The organism is Streptomyces sp. NPDC018029, from assembly GCF_044327655.1.
Taxonomy (GTDB): domain Bacteria; phylum Actinomycetota; class Actinomycetes; order Streptomycetales; family Streptomycetaceae; genus Streptomyces.
Genome location: NZ_JBIRFV010000007.1, coordinates 35,574 through 57,318, shown reverse-complemented (window position 1 = coordinate 57,318; position 21,745 = coordinate 35,574). Strand labels below are relative to the sequence as shown.

Below are 21,745 nucleotides of genomic sequence, written 5' to 3'. Positions count from 1 at the left end.
CGCGCCGAGCCACTCGAACGGGTCGCCCGGTGCGCCCCTCCGACCAGGGCACCGCGAGGGCGGGCTCTTCAGTGAGCGGCGGCCGCCGGATGCTGGGCGCGGCTCACGTCGTACACCCCGGGGACCGCGCGCATCGCGCGCATCAGCCCTGGCAGGTGGGCGGCGTCGGGGAGTTGCAGGGTGTACGTGTGGCGCACGCGCTGTTGGGTCGGCGGCTCCACGGTGGCCGAGATGATCGCCACTCCTTCGAGGGCGATCGCTTCGGTGAGGTCGGCGAGCAGGTGCGCCCGGCCGAACGATTCGGCGATCAGGGTGACGCGGCACTCGGCGGTGTCTCCCCAGCGCACGCCGACCTCCGCACGCCCCGCTTCCTTCATGCGCTCCACTCCGGGACAGCCGGTGCGGTGGACGGTCACGACTCCCCCGCGGACGGCGAAGGCGGTGATGTCGTCGGGCGGCACCGGCGTACAACAGCCGGCGAGGCGCACGCTGGCGCCCTCGCGGTCCACGACGGCGTTCGCGGCGGCCGGCCGCAGGACTCCGGCCGGCTCCGGCTTGGGCACGGGGGCCGGGGCCTGCTGGGGCGGCCGCTGCACCGAGGGGGTGGGCGCGGGCGCCGGGTGCGTGGTGAGCCAGCGCCTGATGGCGATCCGTGCGGCGGGCGTGCGCGCGTGGTCCAGCCACTCGCGTGACGGCCCGGAGGTGAGGTCCTGGCCCATGAGCAGCTGCACGGTGTCGCCGTCCCGCAGGACGGTGCTGAGCGTCGCCAGACGGCCGTTGACCCGGGCGCCGATGCAGGCGTGCGCGTCCTCGCCGTACTGGGCGTACGCGGCGTCCACACAGCTGGCGCCCGCGGGCAGGCCGAGCGTGCCGCCGTCGGGCCGGAAGACGGCGATCTCGCGGTCCTGGGCGAGGTCCTCGCGCAGCGTCGACCAGAACGTGTCGGGGTCGGGGGCGGCCTGCTGCCAGTCGAGGAGCCGGGAGAGCCAGCCGGGCCTGGTCGGGTCCACGCGCTCGTCGTCGGCGCCGTCGGACGGCTCCTCCGAAGGAGGAGCGTAGGGATTGCGGAGGGCGACGACGCCCGCTTCGGCGACCTGGTGCATCTGATGGGTGCGGATGAGGACTTCGGCGACCTCTCCGTCGGCCCGGGTCACGGCGGTGTGCAGTGATTGGTAGAGGTTGAACTTCGGTACGGCGATGTAGTCCTTGAACTCCGAGACGACCGGTGTGAAGCAGGTGTGCAGCTCTCCCAGGACTCCGTAGCAGTCGGCGTCCTCGTTCACGAGGACGAGGAGACGGCCGAAGTCGGAGGCGCGCAGTTCGCCGCGCTTGCGGTGCACGCGGTGCACGGAGACGGAGTGCCGGGGCCTGATGAGTACTTCGGCCGTGATGCCCGCGTCGCGCAGCACGCCGCGCACCTCGCCCGCGATGTCCCCGAGGGGGTCGTCCGCGCTCGCCTCATTTGCGGCAATCATGGCCTTGACCTGCGCGCACTCCTCCGGATGGAGGATCGCGAAGACGAGGTCCTCCAGTTCCGTCTTGAGTGCCTGCACACCGAGGCGCTCGGCGAGCGGGATGAGCACGTCCCGGGTGACCTTGGCGATGCGGGCCTGTTTCTCGGGGCGCATGACACCGAGGGTGCGCATGTTGTGCAGCCGGTCGGCGAGCTTGATCGACATGACGCGTACGTCGTTGCCGGTGGCGACGAGCATCTTGCGGAACGTCTCGGGCTCCGCCGCCGCTCCGTAGTCGACCTTTTCCAGCTTCGTGACGCCGTCGACCAGATAGCAGACGTCGTCGCCGAACTCGGCGCGCACCTGGTCGAGCGTCACGTCCGTGTCCTCGACCGTGTCGTGGAGCAGGGAGGCGGTCAGGGTCGTGATCTCCGCGCCGAGCTGGGCGAGGATCAGGGTCACCGCGAGCGGGTGGGTGATGTACGGCTCGCCGCTCTTGCGGGTCTGGCCGCGGTGCGAGGACTCGGCGAGGACGTAGGCGCGGCGGAGGGGCTCCAGGTCCGCGTCCGGGTAGTGGGCGCGGTGGGCCTCCGCCACATGGCCGATCGCGTCGGGGAGACGGTCCCGGGTGCCGGATCCGAGGAGGGCGGCGCGACCCAGCCTGCGCAGGTCGAGACGGGCGCGGCCGCGCCTGCGCTGGACCCCTGACGCGACGGGGCCGGGCGTGGCCGGATTCGTGGCCTCCGCACTCATGAGCACCTCCGGCTGCTTCGACCGGCGGTGATCGGACGGTGGCGTACTCCGTCCGGGCCGGTGCTTGATGCTACCGAGCCCATCACGCGGTGCTGACCGCCTCTCGCCGAGCGTGAAACGGATCACCCATTCGAGCGACACTTCATGAGGTTGCCGTTTCGATCCATTCGGGCATGATCTCGCCCTCGGCGAGGATCACGGCGCCGCCCGTCATCTCGATCTCGCCGTCGGGCCGCTCGGTGATCACCAGGCGCCCGCCGGGCAGGTCGACGGTGTACGTGACCGGGGCGCCGGTCACGGCAGGGTCCAGGCCGTCCTTGCGAGCCGCGGCGACCGCCACGGCGCAGGCGCCCGTGCCGCAGGAGCGGGTCTCGCCCGCGCCGCGCTCGTGCACCCGCATGGCGACGTGGCGCGGGCCGCGGGGGACGACGAATTCCACGTTCGCCCCGTCCGGGTAGGCGGAGGCGGGGCTGAGGGGCGGCGGGTCGTAGAGGTTGCCCGCTTCGGAGAGGTCGTCGATGAAGGCGACCGCGTGCGGGTTGCCCATGTTCACGTTGAGGGCGGGCCAGCGGTGGTCGCCGGCGGAGACGGTGACGTCCCCTTCGGGGAGCAGCGCCTTGCCCATCCCGACGGTGATGTCGCCGCCGGACTCGGCCTTGGCGATGTGCACGGTCTTCACGCCGCCGCGGGTGGCCACCGCGAGATCACCCTCGCCGACATACCCCGCGTGCTGCAGGTACCGGGCGAAGACGCGCACTCCATTGCCGCACATCTCGGCGATGGACCCGTCGCCGTTGCGGTAGTCCATGAACCACTCGGCGCGGTCCGCCAGGTGGCGCGCCTCGGGGTGGGCGGCGGAGCGCACGACGTGCAGGAGGCCGTCCCCGCCGATGCCCGCGCGGCGGTCGCAGAGGGCGGCCACTGCGGTCGGGGGCAGGTCGACGGTGTTGTCGGGGTCGGGGATGATCACGAAGTCGTTCTCGGTCCCGTGCCCCTTGAGGAAGGCGATCCGCGTGCTCATTCCTCGATCGTACGGGGTGGGTACGACACCCGGTCACGCGGTGCGGTACGGGTGGGCCCCACAGGGAGCGACCTCAGCGGAGTCTGGCCACCCGCCACACGGCGAGGACCACGGCGCCGAGGAACAGCAGGGCGTACCCGGAGACGACCCGCCAGTCCGGGCGGCGTCCGGAGCCGCGCTCGGGCAGCCCGGGCCAGGTGTGCCCCACGCGACGGGCGGCCATCATGCCCCAGCCGGCGGCGCAGCAGCTGAGCAGCAGCCCGAGCATGGCGACGACGGCGCCGCCGTCGCCGAACTCGAAGGCGAGCGGGAACGCGAACATCAGGGAGCCGACCGCGGCCAGGATCACGATGGGTGCGAGCTGCCAGACGCGCAGCCGGGGCTGCGGGCGCAGCTCGACCTCGACCTCGGGTTCCTGGGACATCTCGTCCGGGTCGGGGCCGTCGTCCGTCACGCTGTCCCGGGTCTCGTCGGGACCGTCGGGACTCAACTGCTCCCCGCCGTCATGTGCGGTGTCACGAGGGCCGGCCTCCATCGCCACGCGCCCTCCCACTTCGGACTTCACCGGTCGATCGATGGTCGATGATGGCACGGCGTCAGGTGCCGGGATGACCGCCGGAGCGTCCCGATGCCATCACGTGATCAGGCTGTGACCGGTCGTTCGACCAACGCCAGTGCGCGTGCCGGGAGTTCCTCGCGGTCGGCCACCGCCCCACTGAGCCAATGGACCCGCGGGTCGCGGCGGAACCACGAGTCCTGGCGGCGCGCGAAGCGCTTGGTGGCGCGGACCGTTTCGGCGCGCGCCTCGTCCTCCGTGCACTCTCCCGCGAGCGCCGCGAGCACCTGCTGGTAACCGAGCGCGCGGGACGCCGTACGCCCCTCCCGCAGCCCCTCGGTCTCCAGCGCGCGCACCTCGTCGACCAGACCCCGGTCCCACATGCGGTCCACGCGCGTGGCGATGCGTTCGTCGAGCTCGGGGCGTGCCACGTCGACGCCGATCTGGACGGTGTCGTACACGGAGTCGTGGCCGGGGAGGTTGGCGGTGAAGGGCTTGCCCGTGATCTCGATGACCTCCAGGGCGCGGACGATCCGGCGGCCGTTGCTGGGCAGGATCGCCCGGGCCGCCTCGGGGTCGGCGGCGGCGAGGCGGGCGTGCAGCGCTCCGGAGCCGCGCAGCGTGAGCTCCTCCTCCAGGCGGGCCCGCACGGCGGGGTCGGTGCCGGGGAACTCCAGGTGGTCCACCGCCCCCCTGACATAGAGGCCGGAGCCGCCGACGAGGATCGGCCAGCGCCCTTCGGCGAGGAGACGGTCGATCTCGGCACGGGCCAGCTTCTGGTACTCGGCGACACTGGCCGCCTCGGTGACGTCCCAGATGTCGAGGAGGTGGTGGGGCACACCGCCGCGCTCGTCGGGCGTCAGCTTGGCGGTACCGATATCCATCCCTCGGTAGAGCTGCATCGAGTCGGCGTTGACGATTTCGCCGCCGAGACGCTGGGCGAGGAAAACGCCCAGATCGGACTTTCCGGCCGCGGTCGGACCGACGACGGCGATGACCCGCGGGGCGGGAGCTGCACTACTCACCGCCCCAGTCTCGCAAACGCCGGGCCTCCTTCCCGAACGAGCGACGTGACGGCACGGCTCCGAGGTCGTTGCCTGTTGCGAGGTTCCGGCCGCCGGTTTCGAGGACCGATCACCCGGGCGACGCAATGAGACGCACCGGGCGGGGCGGGATTTCGCCCACACGAGTAACGTATGGAGTAGATATGGGCGTTTTTGCACGGTTCCGTCGGAAGGCCAAGGACGGCGAAGAGGCCTCGACGGCCGAGGCGGCTGCCGGAACGGTGTCGGCTGAGCCGGAGGCGGCCGCGGAGCCCTCCGAGGCCGAAGCCGACGCGAAGCCCGCTGCCGAGGCCGACAAGGACGCCGAGGGCGTTGCCGAGGACAAGTCCGACGCCGCCGCCGACGGGGCCGACGCGGACGGCGTGGACATCCCGAAGCAGCAGTCCGCGGAGAAGGCCGCCGACAACGAGGCCGGTGAGAGCGCCCGCAAGTAGCTCCCGGCGAGGGAAGGTGGACCCATGGGCTTCCTGGACCGACTGAAAGACAAGCTCGCCCCTGCGAAGGACAAGGTCTCGCACCTCGCGCAGCAGCACGGGGACAAGATCGACCAGGGCCTGGACAAGGCCGCGAAGGTGGTCGACGAGAAGACCAAGGGCAAGTACAGCGACAAGATCCGGACGGGTACGGGAAAGGCCAAGGACGCCGTCGACCGCCTCGCCGGGCCGGACCAGGGCAGGGACGCGGGCGGCGGCACCACCCCGCCGACGCCTCCGTCACCCCCTCCGGCTTCCTGAACCACAGCGGCGGACGGCCGCGGAGCACCCGCTTCGCGGCCGCCTCCGCACGTCCTGAGGCCTCCGCACGCCCTGAGGCCAGCGTGCGTCCTGAGGCCTCCGCACGCCATGACGATGGCGACGCCGTGCGTGACTGCTACGGCGCGCATGCCGGGCCCCGCTGCGCACCCGGTTCCGGCGACGCGCCCCTGGGAGCGCCCCCGGAAGCCCCGCTACGACCAGGCAGCCACCACGTACCCCACGCCGTACGGCGCGTCCTCATAGAGCAGCTCACCACTCAGCGCCGCCCCGTCCGCCGCACCGGCGAGCACCTGCCACGGCGCACGGCCCGCCGCCTTCAGCTCCGCCGCGAGACCCGCGTCCAGCGCCTTCAGCGCCGCGATGTCGGCCGCACCCAGCGCACGCCCCACCTCCGCGTCGAAACCGGCCGCACGCTCATCGAGGTACCCCGGCGCCTTCAGGGTGCGGCATGCGCTCGCGTCGCCCATCACCAGCAGTGCCACCCGGTCCGCCCGGGCCCCCATTTCCCCTCCGAGTTGAATACACCGCTCGGCGGCAAGTGGTTCCCACACACCGAGGCCTTCCACCGGAGCGGTCGACCACGACGTGCGTTCGAGCAGCCAGGCGGCCACGGCGAGCGACGAAGGAAGCTCACGCGGCCCGGCTTCGTCCGGCGTCTGCCGGGGCGCCGGTCCGAGACGTACGTCGACGTCCACCCCGAACCCCCGGAAGGACCCGCGCGCGCCCTGCGCATACGTCCCGCGCCCGCTCTGCCCGGTCGGGCCGACCACGAGGAGCCGGCCGGGCCGCGCGGCGGCGAGCACTCCGATGGCGTCCGAGCACGCCGCGCGCGCGGCGTCCAGTTCGGGAGCGGCGCCCGCGGCGACCTCGGGTACGAGCAGCGGCGGAGAAGGGCAGACGGCTGCGGCGACAAGCATGATCCGCAGCGTAACGCGCCTCTCGGAGGCAGTAGATACCGAAGCGGTCAGTCGCAGCCGCAGCCGCTGCCCGTCGCGACCGGGAGTGGCTCGGGAGCACCGATCTTCGGCAGACCCAGCATCACTCCGGCCGGCTTCGCGGCCGCCTCGGCGTTCCGCTTCTCCCAGGCGTCGCCCGCGCGCGTGGGACGCACGTTCAGCACGGCGCCCTCCGCCAGCAGGTGGTGCGGCGCGGCGTAGGTGATCTCGACGGTCACGACGTCGCCGGGGCGCACCTCGGTGTCCGGCTTGGTGAAGTGGACCAGGCGGTTGTCGGGGGCGCGGCCGGACAGGCGGTGCGTGGCGCCGTCCTTGCGGCCCTCGCCCTCGGCGACCATCAGGTCCAGGGTGCGGCCGACCTGCTTCTTGTTCTCCTCCCAGGAGATCTCCTCCTGGAGGGCCACCAGACGCTCGTAACGCGACTGGACGACCTCCTTGGGGATCTGCCCCTCCATGGTCGCCGCCGGGGTCCCGGGACGCTTGGAGTACTGGAAGGTGAAGGCGCTGCCGAAGCGGGCTTCGCGGACCACGTGCATCGTCTGCTCGAAGTCCTCCTCGGTCTCGCCCGGGAAGCCCACGATGATGTCGGTGGAGATCGCCGCGTCCGGCATGGCGGCCCGGACCTTCTCGATGATGCCCAGGAAACGATCCTGCCGGTACGAGCGGCGCATCGCCTTGAGGATCCGGTCCGAGCCGGACTGCAGCGGCATGTGGAGCTGCGGCATCACGTTCGGCGTCTCGGCCATGGCGGCGATCACGTCGTCCGTGAAGTCACGCGGGTGCGGGGAGGTGAAGCGCACGCGCTCCAGGCCCTCGATCTTCCCGCAGGCGCGCAGCAGCTTGCTGAAGGCCTCGCGGTCGCCGATGTCCGAGCCGTACGCGTTCACGTTCTGCCCGAGGAGGGTGATCTCGGAGACGCCCTCGGCGACGAGGGCCTCGATCTCGGCGAGGATGTCGCCGGTCCTGCGGTCCTTCTCCTTGCCGCGCAGCGCGGGCACGATGCAGAAGGTGCAGGTGTTGTTGCAGCCGACGGAGATGGAGACCCAGGCCGCGTACGCGCTCTCGCGGCGGGTCGGCAGCGTCGACGGGAAGGCTTCGAGGGACTCGGCGATCTCGACCTGCGCCTCTTCCTGGACGCGGGCGCGCTCCAGGAGGACCGGCAGCTTGCCGATGTTGTGCGTGCCGAAGACGACATCGACCCAGGGCGCCCTCTTGACGATGGTGTCGCGGTCCTTCTGGGCCAGGCAGCCGCCGACGGCGATCTGCATCCCCGGACGCTTGGTCTTCATCGGCGCCAGGCGGCCGAGATTGCCGTACAGACGGTTGTCGGCGTTCTCGCGCACGGCGCACGTGTTGAAGACGACGACGTCGGCATCGCCGTCCGCCCCTTCGGGCGCACGTTCGTAGCCGGCGTCCTCCAGGAGGCCCGACAGCCGCTCGGAGTCATGGACGTTCATCTGGCACCCGTAGGTGCGCACCTCGTAAGTCTTCGCGCTCATCTCGCCCCCCAGGGTACGGGGTCGCCACGCGCGCGTGGCCCGGATTCCGACCAGGGCAGCCGGAGGGGACTCTCCGGAGCGGTGCGGTGTGACCTCGCCCCTGGTCATCACGGTGACCGGGCTGGCAGGATCGCGCGCATGCTCAAGGCACTCCCCCACATCAGCAGGCGCCGCGCCCTGCAAGGTTCGGCCGCGGCCCTCGTGGTGTTCGGGCTGCTGTTGTGGTGGCTCGTGCCCATGGGCGAGGACTCCCCGAGCGGACGGATGACGTTCAGTACGGGCGTGAAGAAGGGTGTGTACGAGCGATACGGCAAGCTCCTGCGGACGGCGATCTCGGAGGACATGCCGGACGTCGACGTGGAGCTCCTCAACAGCGAGGGTTCGCAGCAGAACGTCGCGCGGGTGGCCACCGGGAAGGCCGACTTCACCATCGCGGCCGCCGACGCCGTCGAGACGTACCGTCTGAACGCCGAGCCGGGCTGGTACCGGCTGCGGGGCTGCGCACGGCTGTACGACGACTACGTGCAGCTCGTGGTGGCCCGGTCCTCGAAGATCGACACCGTCGCGGACCTGCGGAACAAGCGTGTGGCGGTGGGCCAGGAGCACTCCGGGGTGCGGCTGATAGCCGACCGGGTGCTCGACGCCGGCGGTCTGGATCCGGTGAGGGACGTCAAGCCGGTGTCCGCCGGGATCGACACGATGCCCGACCTCCTGAAGAGCGGCTCCATCGACGCCTTCTTCTGGTCGGGCGGGCTCCCGACCACCTCCGTGCGCGCGCTCTCGAACGAGATGGACATCAAGCTCGTGAAGCTCGGCTACCTCGTCGACTCGCTGCACAAGCAGGGGGGCGCCTCGCGCTACTACCGTGCCGCGACGATGCCGGCCGACGCCTACCCCGAGGCGCAGCTGGGTTCCGCCGTGCCGACACTGGCCGTGGCGAACCTCCTGGTGACCACGGACCGGGCCGATTCCGAACTGACCGAACGGCTGACCCGCACCGTCATCGACAGCCGCGACCACATCGGCGACGAGGTGCACGCGGCACAACTGGTGGATCTGCGCACCGCCCTGTTCACGGACCCGCTGCCGCTGCACCAGGGGGCGCGCCGCTACTACCGCTCGGTCAAGCCCTGAGCCGTCGTGAGGCGGGTTCCCGCCGTCATGTGCGGCCTACGGCTGCCGGAGGGGCTCTACGGCTGCCGGAGGGGCTCGCCGCGCGGGACGCTGACCGTCACCTTCAGTCCGTGCGGTTCATGGTGTGCGTACGTGATGGAGCCGCCGCCCGCCGAAAGCAGGGCCCGTGAGATGGACAGGCCGAGCCCCGAGCCCTTCACGTTCTGGTGGCGGTTGCTGCGCCAGAAGCGGTCACCGACGCGGGCGAGCTCGTCCTCGGTGAGGCCGGGGCCGCCGTCGGTGACCACGACGGTCGTCGTCCCGTCGGAGGCGGAGACCGCCACATGGACCGGCCCGCCCTCGGGTGTGAACTTCAGGGCGTTGTCGATCACCGCGTCCAGGGCGCTGGAGAGGGCCACCGGGTCGGCCCAGCCGGTGGTGGCCGGGCAGTCGCCCGTCAGCCGCACGCCCCGCTGGTCGGCGAGCGGCCGCCAGGAGGCGACGCGCTCGGCGGCCAGCTCCCCGATGTCGGTGAGGCTCAGGTCGGCCGCGACGTGTTCGGCGAGGGCCAGGTCGAGCAGGTCGTCGAGGACCTGGGCCAGGCGCTTGCCCTCGGTGCGGACCGAGGCGATCTCTTCATTGCCCTCGGGCAGTTCGAGGGCGAGGAGCTCGATGCGGAGCAGGAGGGCCGAGAGCGGGTTGCGCAGCTGGTGGGAGGCGTCGGCGACGAAGGCGCGCTGCTGCTCCAGGACGTCCTGGACGTTGTCGGCCATCTCGTTGAACGACCGGGCGAGGCGTCTGAGTTCCGGGGGCCCGCCGGCCGGCGCGACCCGGGACTTGAGGCGCCCTGTCGCTATGTCGTGCGTGGTCGCGTCCAGGATGCGCACCGGGCGCAGTACCCAGCCGGTGAGCCGCAGCGCCGCGCCGACCGCGAGGAGCATGGCCGCCGACTCGCCGGCGCCGATGAGCAGCCAGCCGTGCAGTGTCTGCGAACGCATGCGCCCGGTCGGCGAGTCCGTGACGACGACGGCGATGACGTCGCCGTCCTTGATCACCGGGGAGGCGACGGCCAGCCGTCCTCGCTGCCAGGGCCACACCTGCTCGGGGTCGTGGCTGCCTCGGGAGCGGAGCGCTTCTTCGAAGGCGTCCCGCAGGGCTCCGCGACGGGGCAGGAACCAGTCGTTCGGGGACTGGGCCATGGCGCCGTCGTCGCGGTAGAAGACGCCCGCGCGGATGCCGTACACATCGTGGTAGTCGTCGAGTTCCTTCTGGAGGGTCTCGCGGCGCTCGTCCGTGCTGCCCATTTCGAGCGGCCCTGTGGGGCGTTTGGTGACGAACTGCGCGAGTGAGGCGAAGCGGGCCGTGTCGTCGATCCGGTCGACGACCACCTTCTGCTGCTGGGCTGCGGCGACGCTGACTGCGAGCGGAAAGCCGAGCGCGAGCAGGACGCCCGCCATCAGGATGATCAGCAGCGGGAGGAGGCGAGAGCGCACCTGTCCTCGCTCTTGACTAGGCGGCCGGGGCGACGAGGCGGTAGCCCACGCCGCGCACGGTCTCGATCAGGGCCGGCATGTGCAGCTTGGAGCGCAGGGAGGCCACGTGCACCTCCAGAGTGCGGCCCGTCCCTTCCCAACTGGTCCGCCACACTTCGCTGATGATCTGCTCCCGGCGGAACACCACTCCGGGGCGCTGGGCGAGGAGAGCGAGCAAGTCGAACTCCTTGCGGGTCAGTTGGACAACCGAACCGTCCACACTGACCTGCCGGGTGGGAAGTTCGATGCGTACGGGTCCCAGCCGCAGGTCACTGTCGCCGGGGGTCGACGCCTCGGCGGGGGCGGGGCGCCTGATGACCGCGTGGATACGGGCGATGAGCTCCCCGGTGTCGTACGGCTTCACTACGTAGTCATCGGCTCCGAGGTTGAGGCCGTGGATCCGCGAGCGTACGTCGGAGCGCGCGGTCACCATGATCACGGGAATCGAGCCGCGCTTGCGGATCTTGCCGCACACCTCGTAGCCGTCCTGGTCGGGCAGGCCCAGGTCGAGAAGCACCACTCCGAAGGGGGGCGTTTCGGCGGGCAGCAGGGCCTGCAGGGCCTCCTCGCCGCTGCGGGCGTGCACGACGTCGAAGCCGTGCCGGGCCAGGATCGCGGAAAGGGCGGCGGCCACATGATCGTCATCCTCGACGAGAAGCAGTCGCATGAGGGCCCCCTCCAGTTCATCGGTCGTTCCGTTGTGGCCGGTAATCGTGTGTGGCCGGTAGTCGTGGCCGGTGGTGGCGCGAGCGCCCCAAGGCATCCACGCCGATGGATAAGGACCGCGTCAAGAGGGTTCAGGGCGTCGGCACGTTCCGTTACCCACCCGGTACGCACTCCGTGGGCCGTCTTCACACGGTGTGTCCGGTTGCGGCCGGATCGTTATGCTCAATTTCCCCTCAGATGTAATGACGCTGGTCGCACTGGGTTATTACTGTCCTCCCAACCGAGGAGGATGGAGCAACAAGCCGTGACCGAAGTATCGGTGACCAAGGACGCCATACCGCCTGGGGCGGACGACCTTGTCGTGCTGAAGAACGTCAACAAGCACTTCGGCGCTCTGCACGTCCTCCAGGACATCGACCTGACCATCGCCCGCGGTGAGGTCGTCGTCGTGATCGGCCCCTCGGGGTCCGGCAAGTCGACTCTGTGCCGCGCCATCAACCGCCTGGAGACGATCGATTCGGGAGACATCTCGATCGACGGCAAGCCGCTGCCCCAGGAGGGCAAGGAGCTGGCCAGGCTCCGCGCGGACGTGGGCATGGTCTTCCAGTCCTTCAACCTTTTCGCGCACAAGACCGTGCTCGAGAACGTGACGCTGGGCCAGACCAAGGTGCGCAAGATCGGCAAGGCCGAGGCGGAGAAGAAGGCGCGCGGTCTGCTGGACCGCGTGGGCGTCGCCTCCCAGGCCGACAAGTACCCCGCGCAGCTCTCCGGCGGACAGCAGCAACGCGTCGCCATTGCGCGCGCGTTGGCGATGGACCCCAAGGTGATGCTCTTCGACGAGCCGACATCGGCGCTCGACCCGGAGATGATCAACGAGGTCCTCGAGGTGATGCAGCAGCTCGCCCGGGAGGGGATGACGATGGTCGTCGTCACCCACGAGATGGGCTTCGCCCGCTCCGCGGCCAACCGCGTCGTCTTCATGGCGGACGGCCGGATCGTCGAAGAGGCCGTGCCCGACCAGTTCTTCAACAACCCGCGCAGCGACCGGGCCAAGGACTTCCTGTCGAAGATCCTTAAGCACTGAGGCTCCCACGCCGTCTCAACACCAGTCGAAACAGAGGATGTTCACCATGAAGCTCCGCAAGTCCGCTGCCGCCGTGGCAGCCGTCGCTGCCATCGCGCTGACCGCCACCGCCTGCGGCGGCAAGGAGGGCTCGGCCGGCGACAAGCCGGAAGGCCCGAACGGCAAGGACACGAAGGCCCTCAGCTACACGGTCAAGAAGGACGCTTCGGTCGACTCGTCCGTGTTCAAGGCCGCCAAGGAGCGCGGCAAGCTCATCGTGGGCGCCAAGGCCGACCAGCCGTACCTGGGCTTCCAGGACCAGTCGACCAAGGAGTACTCCGGCTTCGACATCGAGATCGCCAAGATGATCGCAGCCGATCTCGGCTTCTCGGCGAAGCAGATCGAGTGGAAGACGATCGACTCCGGCGCCCGTGAGACCGCCGTCTCCAAGGGCGACGTCGATCTGATGATCGGCACGTACACGATGAACGACGAGCGCAAGAAGCAGATCGACTTCGCCGGCCCGTACTACCACGCCGGTGCCTCCCTCCTCGTCCGCAAGGATGAGAAGGACATCAAGGGCCCCGAGACCGTCCGCGGCAAGAAGGTCTGCTCGATCGTCGGCTCCACGCCGCTGCAGAACATCAAGAAGCCGAAGTACGGCGCCAAGGTCACCGAGCTGTCCAAGTACTCCGAGTGCGTGGCCCAGATGCTCAACAACCAGGTCGACGCCGTCACCACCGACGACGCCATCCTGATGGGCTACGCCGCGCAGAATCCCGGCAAGCTCAAGGTCGTCGGCAAGCCCTTCTCCGACGAGCCCTACGGCGTCGGCCTGAAGAAGGGCGACAAGGCGCTGCAGAAGGCCGTCGCGGACGCCATCAAGGCGCACCAGGAGAACGGCGACTACAAGAAGGCGTTCGACGCCACCATCGGCAAGTCCGGCTCCGAGTACAAGGACCCGCCGGCCTTCACCGACCCCAAGTGACACCCCGCGCCCCGCTTCGTACGGTCTGACGGGCCGTGCGGGGCGGGGCGTGTTGTGAGCACATCGCCGTCCGACCGCCCTCTCGCGGAGAATTCATGAACGTACTGACCGACAACCTGTCGCTGTTCCGCGAGGGGTTCATCGGCACCGTGGAGCTGACCGTCGTCAGCGGCGTCATAGCCATGGTGCTCGGCGTGATCATCGCCGCCTTCCGGGTCTCCCCGGTCCCGCCGCTGCGCGTCTTCGGCACCCTGTGGGTGAACATCCTCCGGAACACCCCGCTGACGCTGCTGTTCCTGGTGGCCTTCTTCATCCTGCCGAAGATCCTTTTCCCGGACATGGACTCCTTCGCCCTCGGCGTCACGGCACTGGGCTTCTACACGTCGTCCTTCGTGGCCGAGGCGCTCCGCTCCGGCATCAACACCGTGCCGATGGGCCAGGCCGAGGCGGCCCGTGCGATCGGCATGAGCTTCACCCAGGTCATGCGGGTCGTGGTGCTCCCGCAGGCCACCCGCGCGGTCATCGCCCCGATGGGTTCGATCTTCATCGCGCTGACGAAGAACTCCGCGATCGCGGGTGGCTTCGACAACGTCGACCTGTTCAACGTCACCAAGACCCTCAGCAATGATGGTTACGACATCACGATGATCTTCGTCTGGGTCACGGTCGCCTACCTGATCATCACGTACGCCATCAATGGCGCCTTCCGGCTGCTGGAGCACCGAATGGAGGTCGCCCGATGAGCGCCAGCGTTCTCTTCGACGCACCGGGCCCCAAGGCCAAGTTCCGCAACAGGATCTACTCCGTCGTCGGCACCGTGGCAGTGCTCGGCCTCATCGCCTGGGTGGTGCTGCGGCTCAACGAGAAGGGCGAGTTCGACGGCGCCCTGTGGGACATCTTCAACTACTCGGGCATCCGCGAGAACATCTTCGACGCGCTGCTGGCGACACTGAAGGCCTTCGCCCTCGCCGGTGTCCTGTCGCTGGCGTTCGCGGTCGTGCTGTGTGTCGGCAGGCTCTCCGACCACCGCCCGATCCGCTGGTTGTCGGTCATCTTCATCGACCTGTTCCGGTCGATCCCGCTGCTGATCACGATCTTCGCCCTCTGGGTCGGCATCCTCGGCGACATGACCCCGCTGTGGGCGCTCGTCCTGGGTCTGACGATCTACAACGGCTGCGTCCAGGCGGAGGTGCTGCGCGCGGGCATCAACGCCGTGCCCAAGGGCCAGAAGGAAGCGGCCTACGCTCTGGGTCTGAGCAAGACCCAGGTGATGACCACCATCCTGTTCCCGCAGGCCGTGCGGTCGATGCTGCCGACGATCATCAGCCAGCTCGTGGTGACCCTCAAGGACACCTCGCTCGGCTTCATGATCCTCTACCCCGAGCTGCTGTACTCGGCCCGGCTGATCGCCAACAACACGCCGGTGAACGGCAACTACCCCTACGTCCAGACGGTCACCGTCTTCGGTGTCATCTACATCTCCCTCTGCCTCGCGCTCTCCTCGCTCGCCACCTGGATCGAGAAGCGCGGACGCCGCACCAAGACGGGCATCGTGGTGGCCGCGGCCGCCGAGCCCGCGGAGGCTCCCGGCGTGCTCGACGCGGCCACGCCGCTCGGCCCGTCGGTCGCCGCGGAGCCCGCCCCGACCGCTCCGGCCGCGCCTGCCGACGCCGGCGCGGATGGGCCCGAGGACGACCCCAAGGGCCCCGTTGGAAAGTCCAACTGACGCTCTGTAGGTACAGTTGTGGGGGACGGTGATGGCACCGTCCCCCACACGCGTTGTCGGGTGAACACCGGTGCCATCGTCACTTGACGCAAGCACCGGCAATGGGTTGCATACGTTCTGTGATCGTGCACCGGGCTCCAACTGCCAGTTTCTGTACGTACGTCCAGCGCTTCCGGGCAGTCCGGGCCCGGCGGGCCGGAGGGTGTGCGCCGTGGACCCGGTGATCGTCGTCGGCGCGGGCCCCGTCGGGCTCGCCCTCGCTCTCGCTCTCGCCCGCCAGTCGGTGCCCACCGTCGTCCTGGACGAGGGTCCGGGCAAGGACGAGCAGCGGCTCGCGCGGACCGTCGTGCTCCGTGAGGACACGGCGGCGTTCGTGGAACGCCTCGCGGGTCATTCGTTCGGCGACACGGAGTCGGGTGCACGCTGGACCGGCTGGCGCTCCGTGCGGCGCAAGCAGCTGATGCGGGAGCTGGAGTTCGACGACGAGACCCCCGGTCCGCTGCACCTGCCGCAACACGTCCTGACGGGCGCTCTGCGCGACGCCATCGCCGACGAACCGCTCGTCAAGGTCGCGGTCGAGAACAAACTCGTCTCCCTGGAACAGGACGCCGGCGGGCTGACCGCGCACACCCGCGGGCCGAAGGGCACGTGGTGGCGGGGCAGTTACCTGGTGGGCTGCGACGGGTCCCGCTCCACCGTGCGCAAGCTCCTCGACGTGCGCTTCCCGGGACGTACGGCCGTCGAGCGACACGCCGTGGCCGCGTTGCGCACGGAACTTCCCTGGCCGGGTCAGGCGTTGTTGCACCGGATGCCTCCGTGGCGCCACGGGGGCGCCGAGGTGACCGGCCGTCCCCTCGCCGGCGGGGTGTGGCGGATCGACTGGCTGCTTCCGCCGCGCGGTGACCTGGTGACGCCCGACGCCCTCGTCGTGCGCATCCGGGAGACCCTCGCGGGCTGGTGCGGGGGCTCGACACCGCCGTACGAACTGCTCGACACGGGCGTGCACACCGTCCACCACCGGCTCGCCCGACGGTGGCGGGTCGGCCGCGCCTTCCTCGCCGGGGACGCCGCGCACCTGCTCGGCGCGCTCGGCAGCCAGGGGCTCGACGAAGGCCTGCGGGACGCCGACAACCTCGCGTGGAAACTGGCGCTCTCCTGGCACCACGGCGCCCGCGAATCCCTGCTCGACAGCTATCAGGTCGAGCGGCGGGCCGGCGTGGCCGCGCGGCTGCGCGCCGCCGACCAGTCGCTGCCCGCGCTGCGCGGCGGCAAGGGCCTGCGCTCGTACGTCCCCGGCTCCGCGCGCGGGCACGACACGCTCCTCACGGACGGCCACGTGGGGCGCGGCCCGCTGGGAGCCCCCCCGTCGTACGCCGAATCGCCCCTGGCGGCCGCTCCGTCCGAGTCCGTCACGGTCGTCGGGACGGAGCCCGGGGCGCCGGTCGCCGATGTGCGGGTGACGGCACCGGACGGCTCTTTCGTACAGCTCCGGGACCGGCTCGGGACGGGTCACCTGCTCGTCGTCCTCGTCGCGCCCGGCACCGTGGTGTGGGAGCGGCGGCACTGGGTGACTGCCGGGATCATGCCGCGGCTCGCCGCGGCCGTCACGGCGCTGCCCCACCCCGCCGAGCTGCTCGTCGCGGAGAGCTACCCCGGGGCCGCCGCCCACTCGCTCCTGCTCGTACGGCCCGACGGCCATCTGGTCACCGCCCTCTCCGGAGTGCGGCCCGCCGAGCTGTACGCCGCGGCCGAAGCGGCGCTGGGCGGCCCGGCGAAGCCGGGGCCCGGGGACGGGGACGGGGGCGAGGGTGGGGCCGGGGTCGGGGTCGGGACTGGGTCGAAGGGGGCAGACCGAGCAGACAAGGCGCAGCGCGCGGCGGGGGCCACGCGGCCTTAGGCGGTGGGCGCGAGCCTCTGCGTGGGGGCGAGCCTAGGTGTGGGCGAGGGCCACGGCGTGAGACGGGAGCCGCCACGTGGGTCGCCGGCTCGCATGCTGAGCCAGGGTTGACCGGCCTCCGACCCCGTGGTCTACTCCGGATCGTGACCGACACCGATGTGCGCCTGTGGCGGAGGGTCCACATGGACCTCGTCCGCTACGCAGGCTGCGTGTGTCACCCGTCCTGCTGAACTCGCATCTCTCCCTCGCGCGCTGAGCCCCGTTCCGGGCTGTCTCGCGCGCGCTTCCGCGAATCTCCAGGACGGTACCCGTGTCTGTTGCCCCTTCCTCCCCCGCGCCCTCGACCGCACGTTCCTCGGCGCCCACCGCCGCCGATCTCCTCGACTTCGTCCGCCGCACCGCGTCCGACCCCGAGCTCGTCGCCTCCCTGCCGCTCGACCCCGAGGGCCGGACCTGGGTGCGACTGCAGGGGCCCGGCGGCAGCGAGGCCTGGCTGATCGGCTGGCCGCCCGGCACCGGGACCGGGTGGCACGACCACGCGGAGTCGGTCGGCGCCTTCCTCACCGCGACGGGCACCCTCAAGGAGAACTCGCTCGCCGCCCGTCTGCCCACGGACGGGTGGAAGACCCTGGAGCTCTCCGACGACGTCGACCGCGAACGCGAACTGTCGGCCGGCCAGGGCCGCGCCTTCGGCCGCAACCACGTGCACGAGGTGCTGAACGAGTCCACCACCGAACACGCCGTCTCCGTACACGCCTACTACCCGCCGCTGCCGCGGATCCGCCGCTACAGCCGCACCGGTGACGTGCTCCGCCTGGAGTCCGTGGAGCGCCCGGAGGACTGGCAGTGAGTGACCGAGAGCGAAGCGACGGAGAGCGAAGCGGTTGGCAGCCGGTCAGTGAAGGGCCTGTCTCCATCGACGAGTTGCTGGAGCGCGTGCGCCTCGGCCTCGATCGGCTCTCTCCGGAGAAGGCGTACGAGACCGCCGAGAGCGGAGGGCTGCTGGTCGACATCCGCTATGCGGCGCTGCGGGAGCGCGACGGGCTGATCCCCGGAGCGCTCGTCGTCGAACGCAACGAACTGGAGTGGCGCCTCGACCCACAGGGCAGCCATCGCGCCCCGGAGGCCACCGGTCACGACCTGCGCGTCGTCGTGGTCTGCAACGAGGGGTACGCGTCCAGCCTCGCGGCCGCCTCCTTGCGGCAGTTGGGGCTGCGCCACGCCACCGATCTCGTCGGCGGCTTCCAGGCGTGGCGGGCGGCCGGGCTGCCGGTGGTGGCCGCCGGAACGTGAGCACGCGCGCGTGGGTGCCCCCTTTTCCTCAACTTTTCCATAGGAGGGGGCACCCTTCGCGTACAGGCTCTACTCCTTGGCCGTCGCCACCGTGACAGGCAGAGGCCTCAGGGCGACGCGGCCCGGCAGGGTGGTCGCGGCGAGGGCGAGCAGCCCGGCGACGGCCACTACGGAGACGTACACCAAGGGGACGACCGTCGGTGCCGCGCTGCCGGTCATGCCCACGCTGAACGCCGTCAGGACGGCGAGCGCCACCCCGCTGCCCAGCGCGACGCCGATGAGCAGGACCGACAGCGCCTCGGCGCGCAGCATCCGCAGGACCTGGCGGCGCGTGGCACCCGCGAGACGCAGCATCGCGAACTCGCGCACGCGCTCGGAGACGGACATGGCGAGGGTGTTGACGACAGCTATGGCGGTGAAGGCCAGCACAAGACCCATCGCGAGGAGGTTCACCTCGGCATTGGCCTGTCGGCTCTCGGCCTGGAGACCGTCCACGGCCGCCGGGGAGAGAACGCGTACGCCGGGGAACTTCTGGACGCCTGCCGCGAGTTGTTCCTGCGTACGGTCACTCTTGACGAGGACCGTGCTGGCGAGCGGGTTGTCCACGTGGCGGGCGACCAGGTCGTGCGCCATGGTCAGGTCGCCGAATCCGAGGCCGCGTGCGTACACGGCACGGACGGTGAGTTCCGCCTTCGTGCCGTCCCCGAGGGTGAATTTGAGCGTGCTGCCCGGCTTCAGGCCGAGCCGGTCGGCGGCGAGTTCGCTGACGGCGACGGCGTCCTCGTCGAAGTCCTCGAGCGAGCCGGCGGTGACGTCCGGGTCCCAGGTCCGGGTGAGGCCCTCGGGGGTGACGCCCTGCGCGGGGTACTTGTCGAGCCCGACGCGGACCGTCGTGCGGACGATCTCGGTGGCGGCTTCGACGCCTTCGGTCGTACGCAGCTTCCGTGCGGCCTCCGCCGGGACGCCGGGACCTTGCGCGGCCAGTACCCAGTTCGCGCGGACGCCTTCGCGGGCCTGGGCGCGGGCGGCGTCGTCAAGGGTGGGCTGGACGAAGAGCACCGTGCAAGTCATGCCGGTGAGCAGGGCGAGCGGAGTGACGACGGCCGCCATCCTGGCCGCGTTGCCGCGCAGGTTGGCGTGGGCGAGCCTGCCGCCGGGCCCTGTCAGCCGGAGAGGGCCCCGCAGAAGTGCCGCAGCCGCCCGGACCACGAGCGGCCCCAGGAGCGCGATGGCACAGGCGAAGACCACCACGGCCAGGAAGGTGACGGGAGTCGATGCCGCCTCGGTGTGCAGCACGCTCAGCACGGCGACCAGGACGGCCCCTCCGGCGAGAAGCACCAGACCCGCGACGACGCAGCCCCAGGCGGGCCCACGCCGCTCGACCCGCGCCTCGGCGAGAGCCTGAGCAGGGCGGATCCCGGCGATCCTGCGCCCCGCGACGCGGGCGGCGGCCCAGGCGCCCAACAGGGTGGCAGCCACCGCCACGAGGGGCGGGAAGGCGCTGACGGCGCGTTCGAGGGTGGCGGGCACGACTCCCGATTCCACGAACTGGCCGTGCAGCCAACCGCCGAGCGGGAGTCCGGCGAGCGCGCCGATGGTCCCCGCGACCGCGCCGACGATCAACGCCTCACGGCCGAGCAGCCTGCGGATCTGCCTCGGGGTCGCGGCGACGGCGCGCAGCAGGGCGAGTTCGCGGTGGCGCTGCTGGACGGAGAGGGCGAAGGTGCCGACGACCACGAGGACGGCGACCAAGAGGGAGGTGCCGCCCATGGCACCACCCATGCTGACGAGCTTGACACGCGCTCCCGCCGCGTCGAGGAACTCCACCGGCCCACGGTCGTTCCCCGCGCTGACCTGCGCCGTCGTCCCGTCGAGGGCGCGTTCGACCGCCTCTTTCAGGTCGGCGACGGCGGTGCCCTCGTCCGGTACGACACCGAAGGCGGTCACCTTTCCGGGGTGTGCGGCGAGCCGCTCGGCCTCCCCGGAGGAGAAGAAGAGCGAGGTCTGGTGCGCCAGAGCGCCGGCCTTGGGCCCGGCGGGCGGTGCGGGTGCGGGTGCGGCGACACCGGTGATGCGGTAGTCGCGCGGGCTCTGCGTCGACTGGACGGTGAGATGGTCGCCCGGCTTCAGACCTGCGCGTTCGGCGAGGTCGCGATCGACGACCAGATCGTGGGCCGCGCGCGGGGCCCTTCCGTCGACGATGCGGAAGGGGGTGAGCACGGCGGACTCCCAGGCATGCCCGTACGAGGGTTTGTCGCCGCCGCTCACGCCGCCGTCGGGTGCCAACGGGTGTGCAAGGAAGGTGAGTTCGGGCACGACGGAAGCGGCACCCGGGACCCTTTTGAGCCTGTCCTCGATGTCGTCGGCCGGCAGCCAGGCCCTCTCGGCGATCGGTTTCGCCTTGTGCTTGACCTTCGTCTTGCCCTTCTTGTGCTTGACCGTGGTCTGGTGGACGTTCTGGTCCGCGGAGACGATCACGGATGTCGCGGCGTAGCGCTCGGTCTTGATCGTGCCGCGCAGGCCGGTCTCCAGGAGGGTTCCGCAGGCCGTGATGAGGGCCGCGGCGCACATCAGCGCGAGGAAGGCGCCGAGGAATCCGCCTTTGCGGTCCCTGACCGTCTGCAGTGCGTAGCGCAGCATCATCATGAGGAGGTCTCCGGCTCGGGGAAGGCCTTCGGTGCGGGGAAGGCGAGGAAGCGCGTGAGGACGGTGCGGGCGTCTGCCGGGGTGTCCGCTTCGGGTCGCTTGTAGCGGTTGAGCAGCGCGATGTACTCCTCGAAGAACGCGTGGAGTTCGGAGAGGGTCAGCCGGATCGTGCCGCGCGAGTAGGGCAGCGCGTCGGCCCACTCATCGGGTTCGGCGGCGTTCGACCGGCGTTCTTCCTGGCTCCTCTCCCGCTGCAGTCGAGCGAAGAGTTCCAGGTCGGCGGCGTACGAGAGGTGGTTGAGCTCGTCCATGACGAGCCGCATCTCGGGGCTCTGCCGACTGCGCGGCGGAAAGCGCCGGTCACCCGGGACGGCCCGCCACCAGCGCTCACGTCCGTGCCGCCCACCTCCGTCCCGCTCGCCTTCGCGCCCCGAGCCGCGGGTCTCCTCGACGAAGCCGTAACGGGCGAGCTCGCGCAGGTGATAGCTGGTCGCCCCCGTGTTGAGGCCGAGGGCGCGGGCGAGCGTCGCGGAGGTGGCCGGGCCGTGCACGGTGAGGTGCTGCAGCATCTGCTGCCGCCGTGGCTGCGCGAGCGCTTTGAGGACGCGCAGGTCACTCAGCTCTTCCGGGACCGGGACCGGGGCGTCGGCATGCGACGGCTGCGCCTCGGCATGGGGCGGGGCGTCGGGTCGCGCGGTGCGTGCCGCGTCGTTCGTGCCGGGTTCCTGTGCCATGCGTACACAGTCGTCTGTGCACAGGTCGC

21 protein-coding genes are annotated in these 21,745 nt (G+C 70.8%); 11 read left to right on the top strand and 10 right to left on the bottom strand.

All coding sequences use genetic code 11. The features are described 5' to 3' along the window. Positions 1-68: 68 nt before the first annotated feature. The 4 genes from ACH4D5_RS21920 to miaA all read right to left on the bottom strand — a co-directional run bounded on the left by ACH4D5_RS21920 (position 69) and on the right by miaA (position 4,809). Positions 69-2,207, bottom strand: a complete 2,139-nt coding sequence (locus tag ACH4D5_RS21920; protein ID WP_398305011.1) for a RelA/SpoT family protein — start codon at positions 2,205-2,207, stop codon at positions 69-71. A 142-nt stretch (positions 2,208-2,349) separates the two neighbouring features. Further along, entirely contained in the window at positions 2,350-3,228 is an 879-nt protein-coding gene (dapF, locus tag ACH4D5_RS21915) for a diaminopimelate epimerase (RefSeq protein ID WP_398305008.1), read from the bottom strand. A gap of 73 nt (positions 3,229-3,301) precedes the next feature. Next, positions 3,302-3,763 carry a hypothetical protein gene (locus ACH4D5_RS21910; RefSeq protein WP_398306013.1) on the bottom strand — a complete coding sequence of 154 codons (462 nt, stop codon included), beginning with the start codon at positions 3,761-3,763 and terminating at the stop codon, positions 3,302-3,304. A gap of 107 nt (positions 3,764-3,870) precedes the next feature. Further along, the gene (miaA, locus tag ACH4D5_RS21905; protein WP_398305005.1) at positions 3,871-4,809 is read right to left on the bottom strand and encodes a tRNA (adenosine(37)-N6)-dimethylallyltransferase MiaA; all 939 of its coding nucleotides are present in this window, start codon (positions 4,807-4,809) and stop codon (positions 3,871-3,873) included. A gap of 182 nt (positions 4,810-4,991) precedes the next feature. On the opposite strand from miaA, the gene ACH4D5_RS21900 reads away from it, so the two are divergent. Both ACH4D5_RS21900 and ACH4D5_RS21895 read left to right on the top strand, forming a co-directional pair. Further along, a complete protein-coding gene (locus ACH4D5_RS21900) occupies positions 4,992-5,282 on the top strand; it encodes a hypothetical protein (RefSeq protein WP_398305002.1) in 291 nt (96 codons plus the stop codon). Between the two features lie 24 nt (positions 5,283-5,306). After that, positions 5,307-5,582: an antitoxin gene (locus ACH4D5_RS21895; protein ID WP_398304999.1), complete on the top strand. Its 276-nt coding sequence runs from the start codon at positions 5,307-5,309 to the stop codon at positions 5,580-5,582. 212 nt (positions 5,583-5,794) lie between these two features. On the opposite strand, the gene ACH4D5_RS21890 is transcribed toward ACH4D5_RS21895, so the two are convergent. Beyond that, the gene (locus tag ACH4D5_RS21890; protein ID WP_398304996.1) at positions 5,795-6,520 is read right to left on the bottom strand and encodes a class III extradiol dioxygenase subunit B-like domain-containing protein; all 726 of its coding nucleotides are present in this window, start codon (positions 6,518-6,520) and stop codon (positions 5,795-5,797) included. A gap of 47 nt (positions 6,521-6,567) precedes the next feature. Further along, positions 6,568-8,058: a tRNA (N6-isopentenyl adenosine(37)-C2)-methylthiotransferase MiaB gene (gene miaB / locus ACH4D5_RS21885; protein ID WP_398304994.1), complete on the bottom strand. Its 1,491-nt coding sequence runs from the start codon at positions 8,056-8,058 to the stop codon at positions 6,568-6,570. Positions 8,059-8,196: 138 nt separating this feature from the next. Between miaB and ACH4D5_RS21880 the strand changes: the two genes are divergently transcribed. Further along, positions 8,197-9,192: a TAXI family TRAP transporter solute-binding subunit gene (locus tag ACH4D5_RS21880; RefSeq protein ID WP_398304991.1), complete on the top strand. Its 996-nt coding sequence runs from the start codon at positions 8,197-8,199 to the stop codon at positions 9,190-9,192. A gap of 56 nt (positions 9,193-9,248) precedes the next feature. On the opposite strand, the gene ACH4D5_RS21875 is transcribed toward ACH4D5_RS21880, so the two are convergent. Both ACH4D5_RS21875 and ACH4D5_RS21870 read right to left on the bottom strand, forming a co-directional pair. Further along, a complete protein-coding gene (locus ACH4D5_RS21875; RefSeq protein WP_398304988.1) occupies positions 9,249-10,664 on the bottom strand; it encodes a sensor histidine kinase in 1,416 nt (471 codons plus the stop codon). 16 nt (positions 10,665-10,680) lie between these two features. Continuing rightward, the gene (locus tag ACH4D5_RS21870) at positions 10,681-11,370 is read right to left on the bottom strand and encodes a response regulator transcription factor (protein ID WP_398304985.1); all 690 of its coding nucleotides are present in this window, start codon (positions 11,368-11,370) and stop codon (positions 10,681-10,683) included. A gap of 303 nt (positions 11,371-11,673) precedes the next feature. Here ACH4D5_RS21870 and ACH4D5_RS21865 point away from each other — a divergent pair, with 303 nt between their 5' ends. The 8 genes from ACH4D5_RS21865 (at position 11,674) to ACH4D5_RS21830 (ending at position 18,336) form a co-directional block, all read left to right on the top strand. Beyond that, positions 11,674-12,453, top strand: coding sequence for an amino acid ABC transporter ATP-binding protein (locus ACH4D5_RS21865; protein ID WP_398304982.1), 780 nt, complete (start codon positions 11,674-11,676; stop codon positions 12,451-12,453). Positions 12,454-12,499: 46 nt separating this feature from the next. After that, on the top strand, positions 12,500-13,420 hold the full coding sequence (locus tag ACH4D5_RS21860; RefSeq protein WP_398304979.1) for a glutamate ABC transporter substrate-binding protein: 921 nt from the start codon (positions 12,500-12,502) through the stop codon (positions 13,418-13,420). Between the two features lie 95 nt (positions 13,421-13,515). Then, entirely contained in the window at positions 13,516-14,163 is a 648-nt protein-coding gene (locus tag ACH4D5_RS21855; RefSeq protein ID WP_398304976.1) for an amino acid ABC transporter permease, read from the top strand. Then, on the top strand, positions 14,160-15,146 hold the full coding sequence (locus tag ACH4D5_RS21850; protein ID WP_398304973.1) for an amino acid ABC transporter permease: 987 nt from the start codon (positions 14,160-14,162) through the stop codon (positions 15,144-15,146). Before ACH4D5_RS21855 ends, ACH4D5_RS21850 begins: the two co-directional genes overlap by 4 nt. A gap of 211 nt (positions 15,147-15,357) precedes the next feature. Next, positions 15,358-17,043 (top strand): FAD-dependent monooxygenase, encoded by a 1,686-nt coding sequence (locus ACH4D5_RS21845; protein WP_398304970.1) that lies wholly within the window; start codon positions 15,358-15,360, stop codon positions 17,041-17,043. A 143-nt stretch (positions 17,044-17,186) separates the two neighbouring features. Then, on the top strand, positions 17,187-17,273 hold the full coding sequence (locus ACH4D5_RS21840) for a putative leader peptide (RefSeq protein WP_336621184.1): 87 nt from the start codon (positions 17,187-17,189) through the stop codon (positions 17,271-17,273). A gap of 80 nt (positions 17,274-17,353) precedes the next feature. Then, complete coding sequence (locus tag ACH4D5_RS21835; protein ID WP_398304967.1) at positions 17,354-17,893, top strand: cysteine dioxygenase; 540 nt, start codon at positions 17,354-17,356, stop codon at positions 17,891-17,893. Further along, positions 17,890-18,336: a rhodanese-like domain-containing protein gene (locus tag ACH4D5_RS21830; RefSeq protein WP_398304964.1), complete on the top strand. Its 447-nt coding sequence runs from the start codon at positions 17,890-17,892 to the stop codon at positions 18,334-18,336. Before ACH4D5_RS21835 ends, ACH4D5_RS21830 begins: the two co-directional genes overlap by 4 nt. 69 nt (positions 18,337-18,405) lie before the next feature. On the opposite strand, the gene ACH4D5_RS21825 is transcribed toward ACH4D5_RS21830, so the two are convergent. Continuing rightward, positions 18,406-20,979 carry an FtsX-like permease family protein gene (locus tag ACH4D5_RS21825; protein ID WP_398306010.1) on the bottom strand — a complete coding sequence of 858 codons (2,574 nt, stop codon included), beginning with the start codon at positions 20,977-20,979 and terminating at the stop codon, positions 18,406-18,408. Next, a complete protein-coding gene (locus tag ACH4D5_RS21820) occupies positions 20,979-21,716 on the bottom strand; it encodes an ArsR/SmtB family transcription factor (RefSeq protein WP_398304961.1) in 738 nt (245 codons plus the stop codon). Before ACH4D5_RS21820 ends, ACH4D5_RS21825 begins: the two co-directional genes overlap by 1 nt. Positions 21,717-21,745: the final 29 nt, after the last annotated feature.

Bases quoted from the DNA above. Each gene is read 5' to 3' on its own strand.
- ACH4D5_RS21920 (WP_398305011.1), bottom strand. From the start codon at position 2,207: ATGAGTGCGGAGGCCACGAATCCGGCCACGCCCGGCCCCGTCGCGTCA.
- dapF (WP_398305008.1), bottom strand. From the start codon at position 3,228: ATGAGCACGCGGATCGCCTTCCTCAAGGGGCACGGGACCGAGAACGAC.
- ACH4D5_RS21910 (WP_398306013.1), bottom strand. From the start codon at position 3,763: ATGGAGGCCGGCCCTCGTGACACCGCACATGACGGCGGGGAGCAGTTG.
- ACH4D5_RS21900 (WP_398305002.1), top strand. From the start codon at position 4,992: ATGGGCGTTTTTGCACGGTTCCGTCGGAAGGCCAAGGACGGCGAAGAG.
- ACH4D5_RS21895 (WP_398304999.1), top strand. From the start codon at position 5,307: ATGGGCTTCCTGGACCGACTGAAAGACAAGCTCGCCCCTGCGAAGGAC.
- ACH4D5_RS21890 (WP_398304996.1), bottom strand. From the start codon at position 6,520: ATGCTTGTCGCCGCAGCCGTCTGCCCTTCTCCGCCGCTGCTCGTACCC.
- miaB (WP_398304994.1), bottom strand. From the start codon at position 8,058: ATGAGCGCGAAGACTTACGAGGTGCGCACCTACGGGTGCCAGATGAAC.
- ACH4D5_RS21880 (WP_398304991.1), top strand. From the start codon at position 8,197: ATGCTCAAGGCACTCCCCCACATCAGCAGGCGCCGCGCCCTGCAAGGT.
- ACH4D5_RS21870 (WP_398304985.1), bottom strand. From the start codon at position 11,370: ATGCGACTGCTTCTCGTCGAGGATGACGATCATGTGGCCGCCGCCCTT.
- ACH4D5_RS21860 (WP_398304979.1), top strand. From the start codon at position 12,500: ATGAAGCTCCGCAAGTCCGCTGCCGCCGTGGCAGCCGTCGCTGCCATC.
- ACH4D5_RS21855 (WP_398304976.1), top strand. From the start codon at position 13,516: ATGAACGTACTGACCGACAACCTGTCGCTGTTCCGCGAGGGGTTCATC.
- ACH4D5_RS21850 (WP_398304973.1), top strand. From the start codon at position 14,160: ATGAGCGCCAGCGTTCTCTTCGACGCACCGGGCCCCAAGGCCAAGTTC.
- ACH4D5_RS21825 (WP_398306010.1), bottom strand. From the start codon at position 20,979: ATGATGCTGCGCTACGCACTGCAGACGGTCAGGGACCGCAAAGGCGGA.
- ACH4D5_RS21820 (WP_398304961.1), bottom strand. From the start codon at position 21,716: ATGGCACAGGAACCCGGCACGAACGACGCGGCACGCACCGCGCGACCC.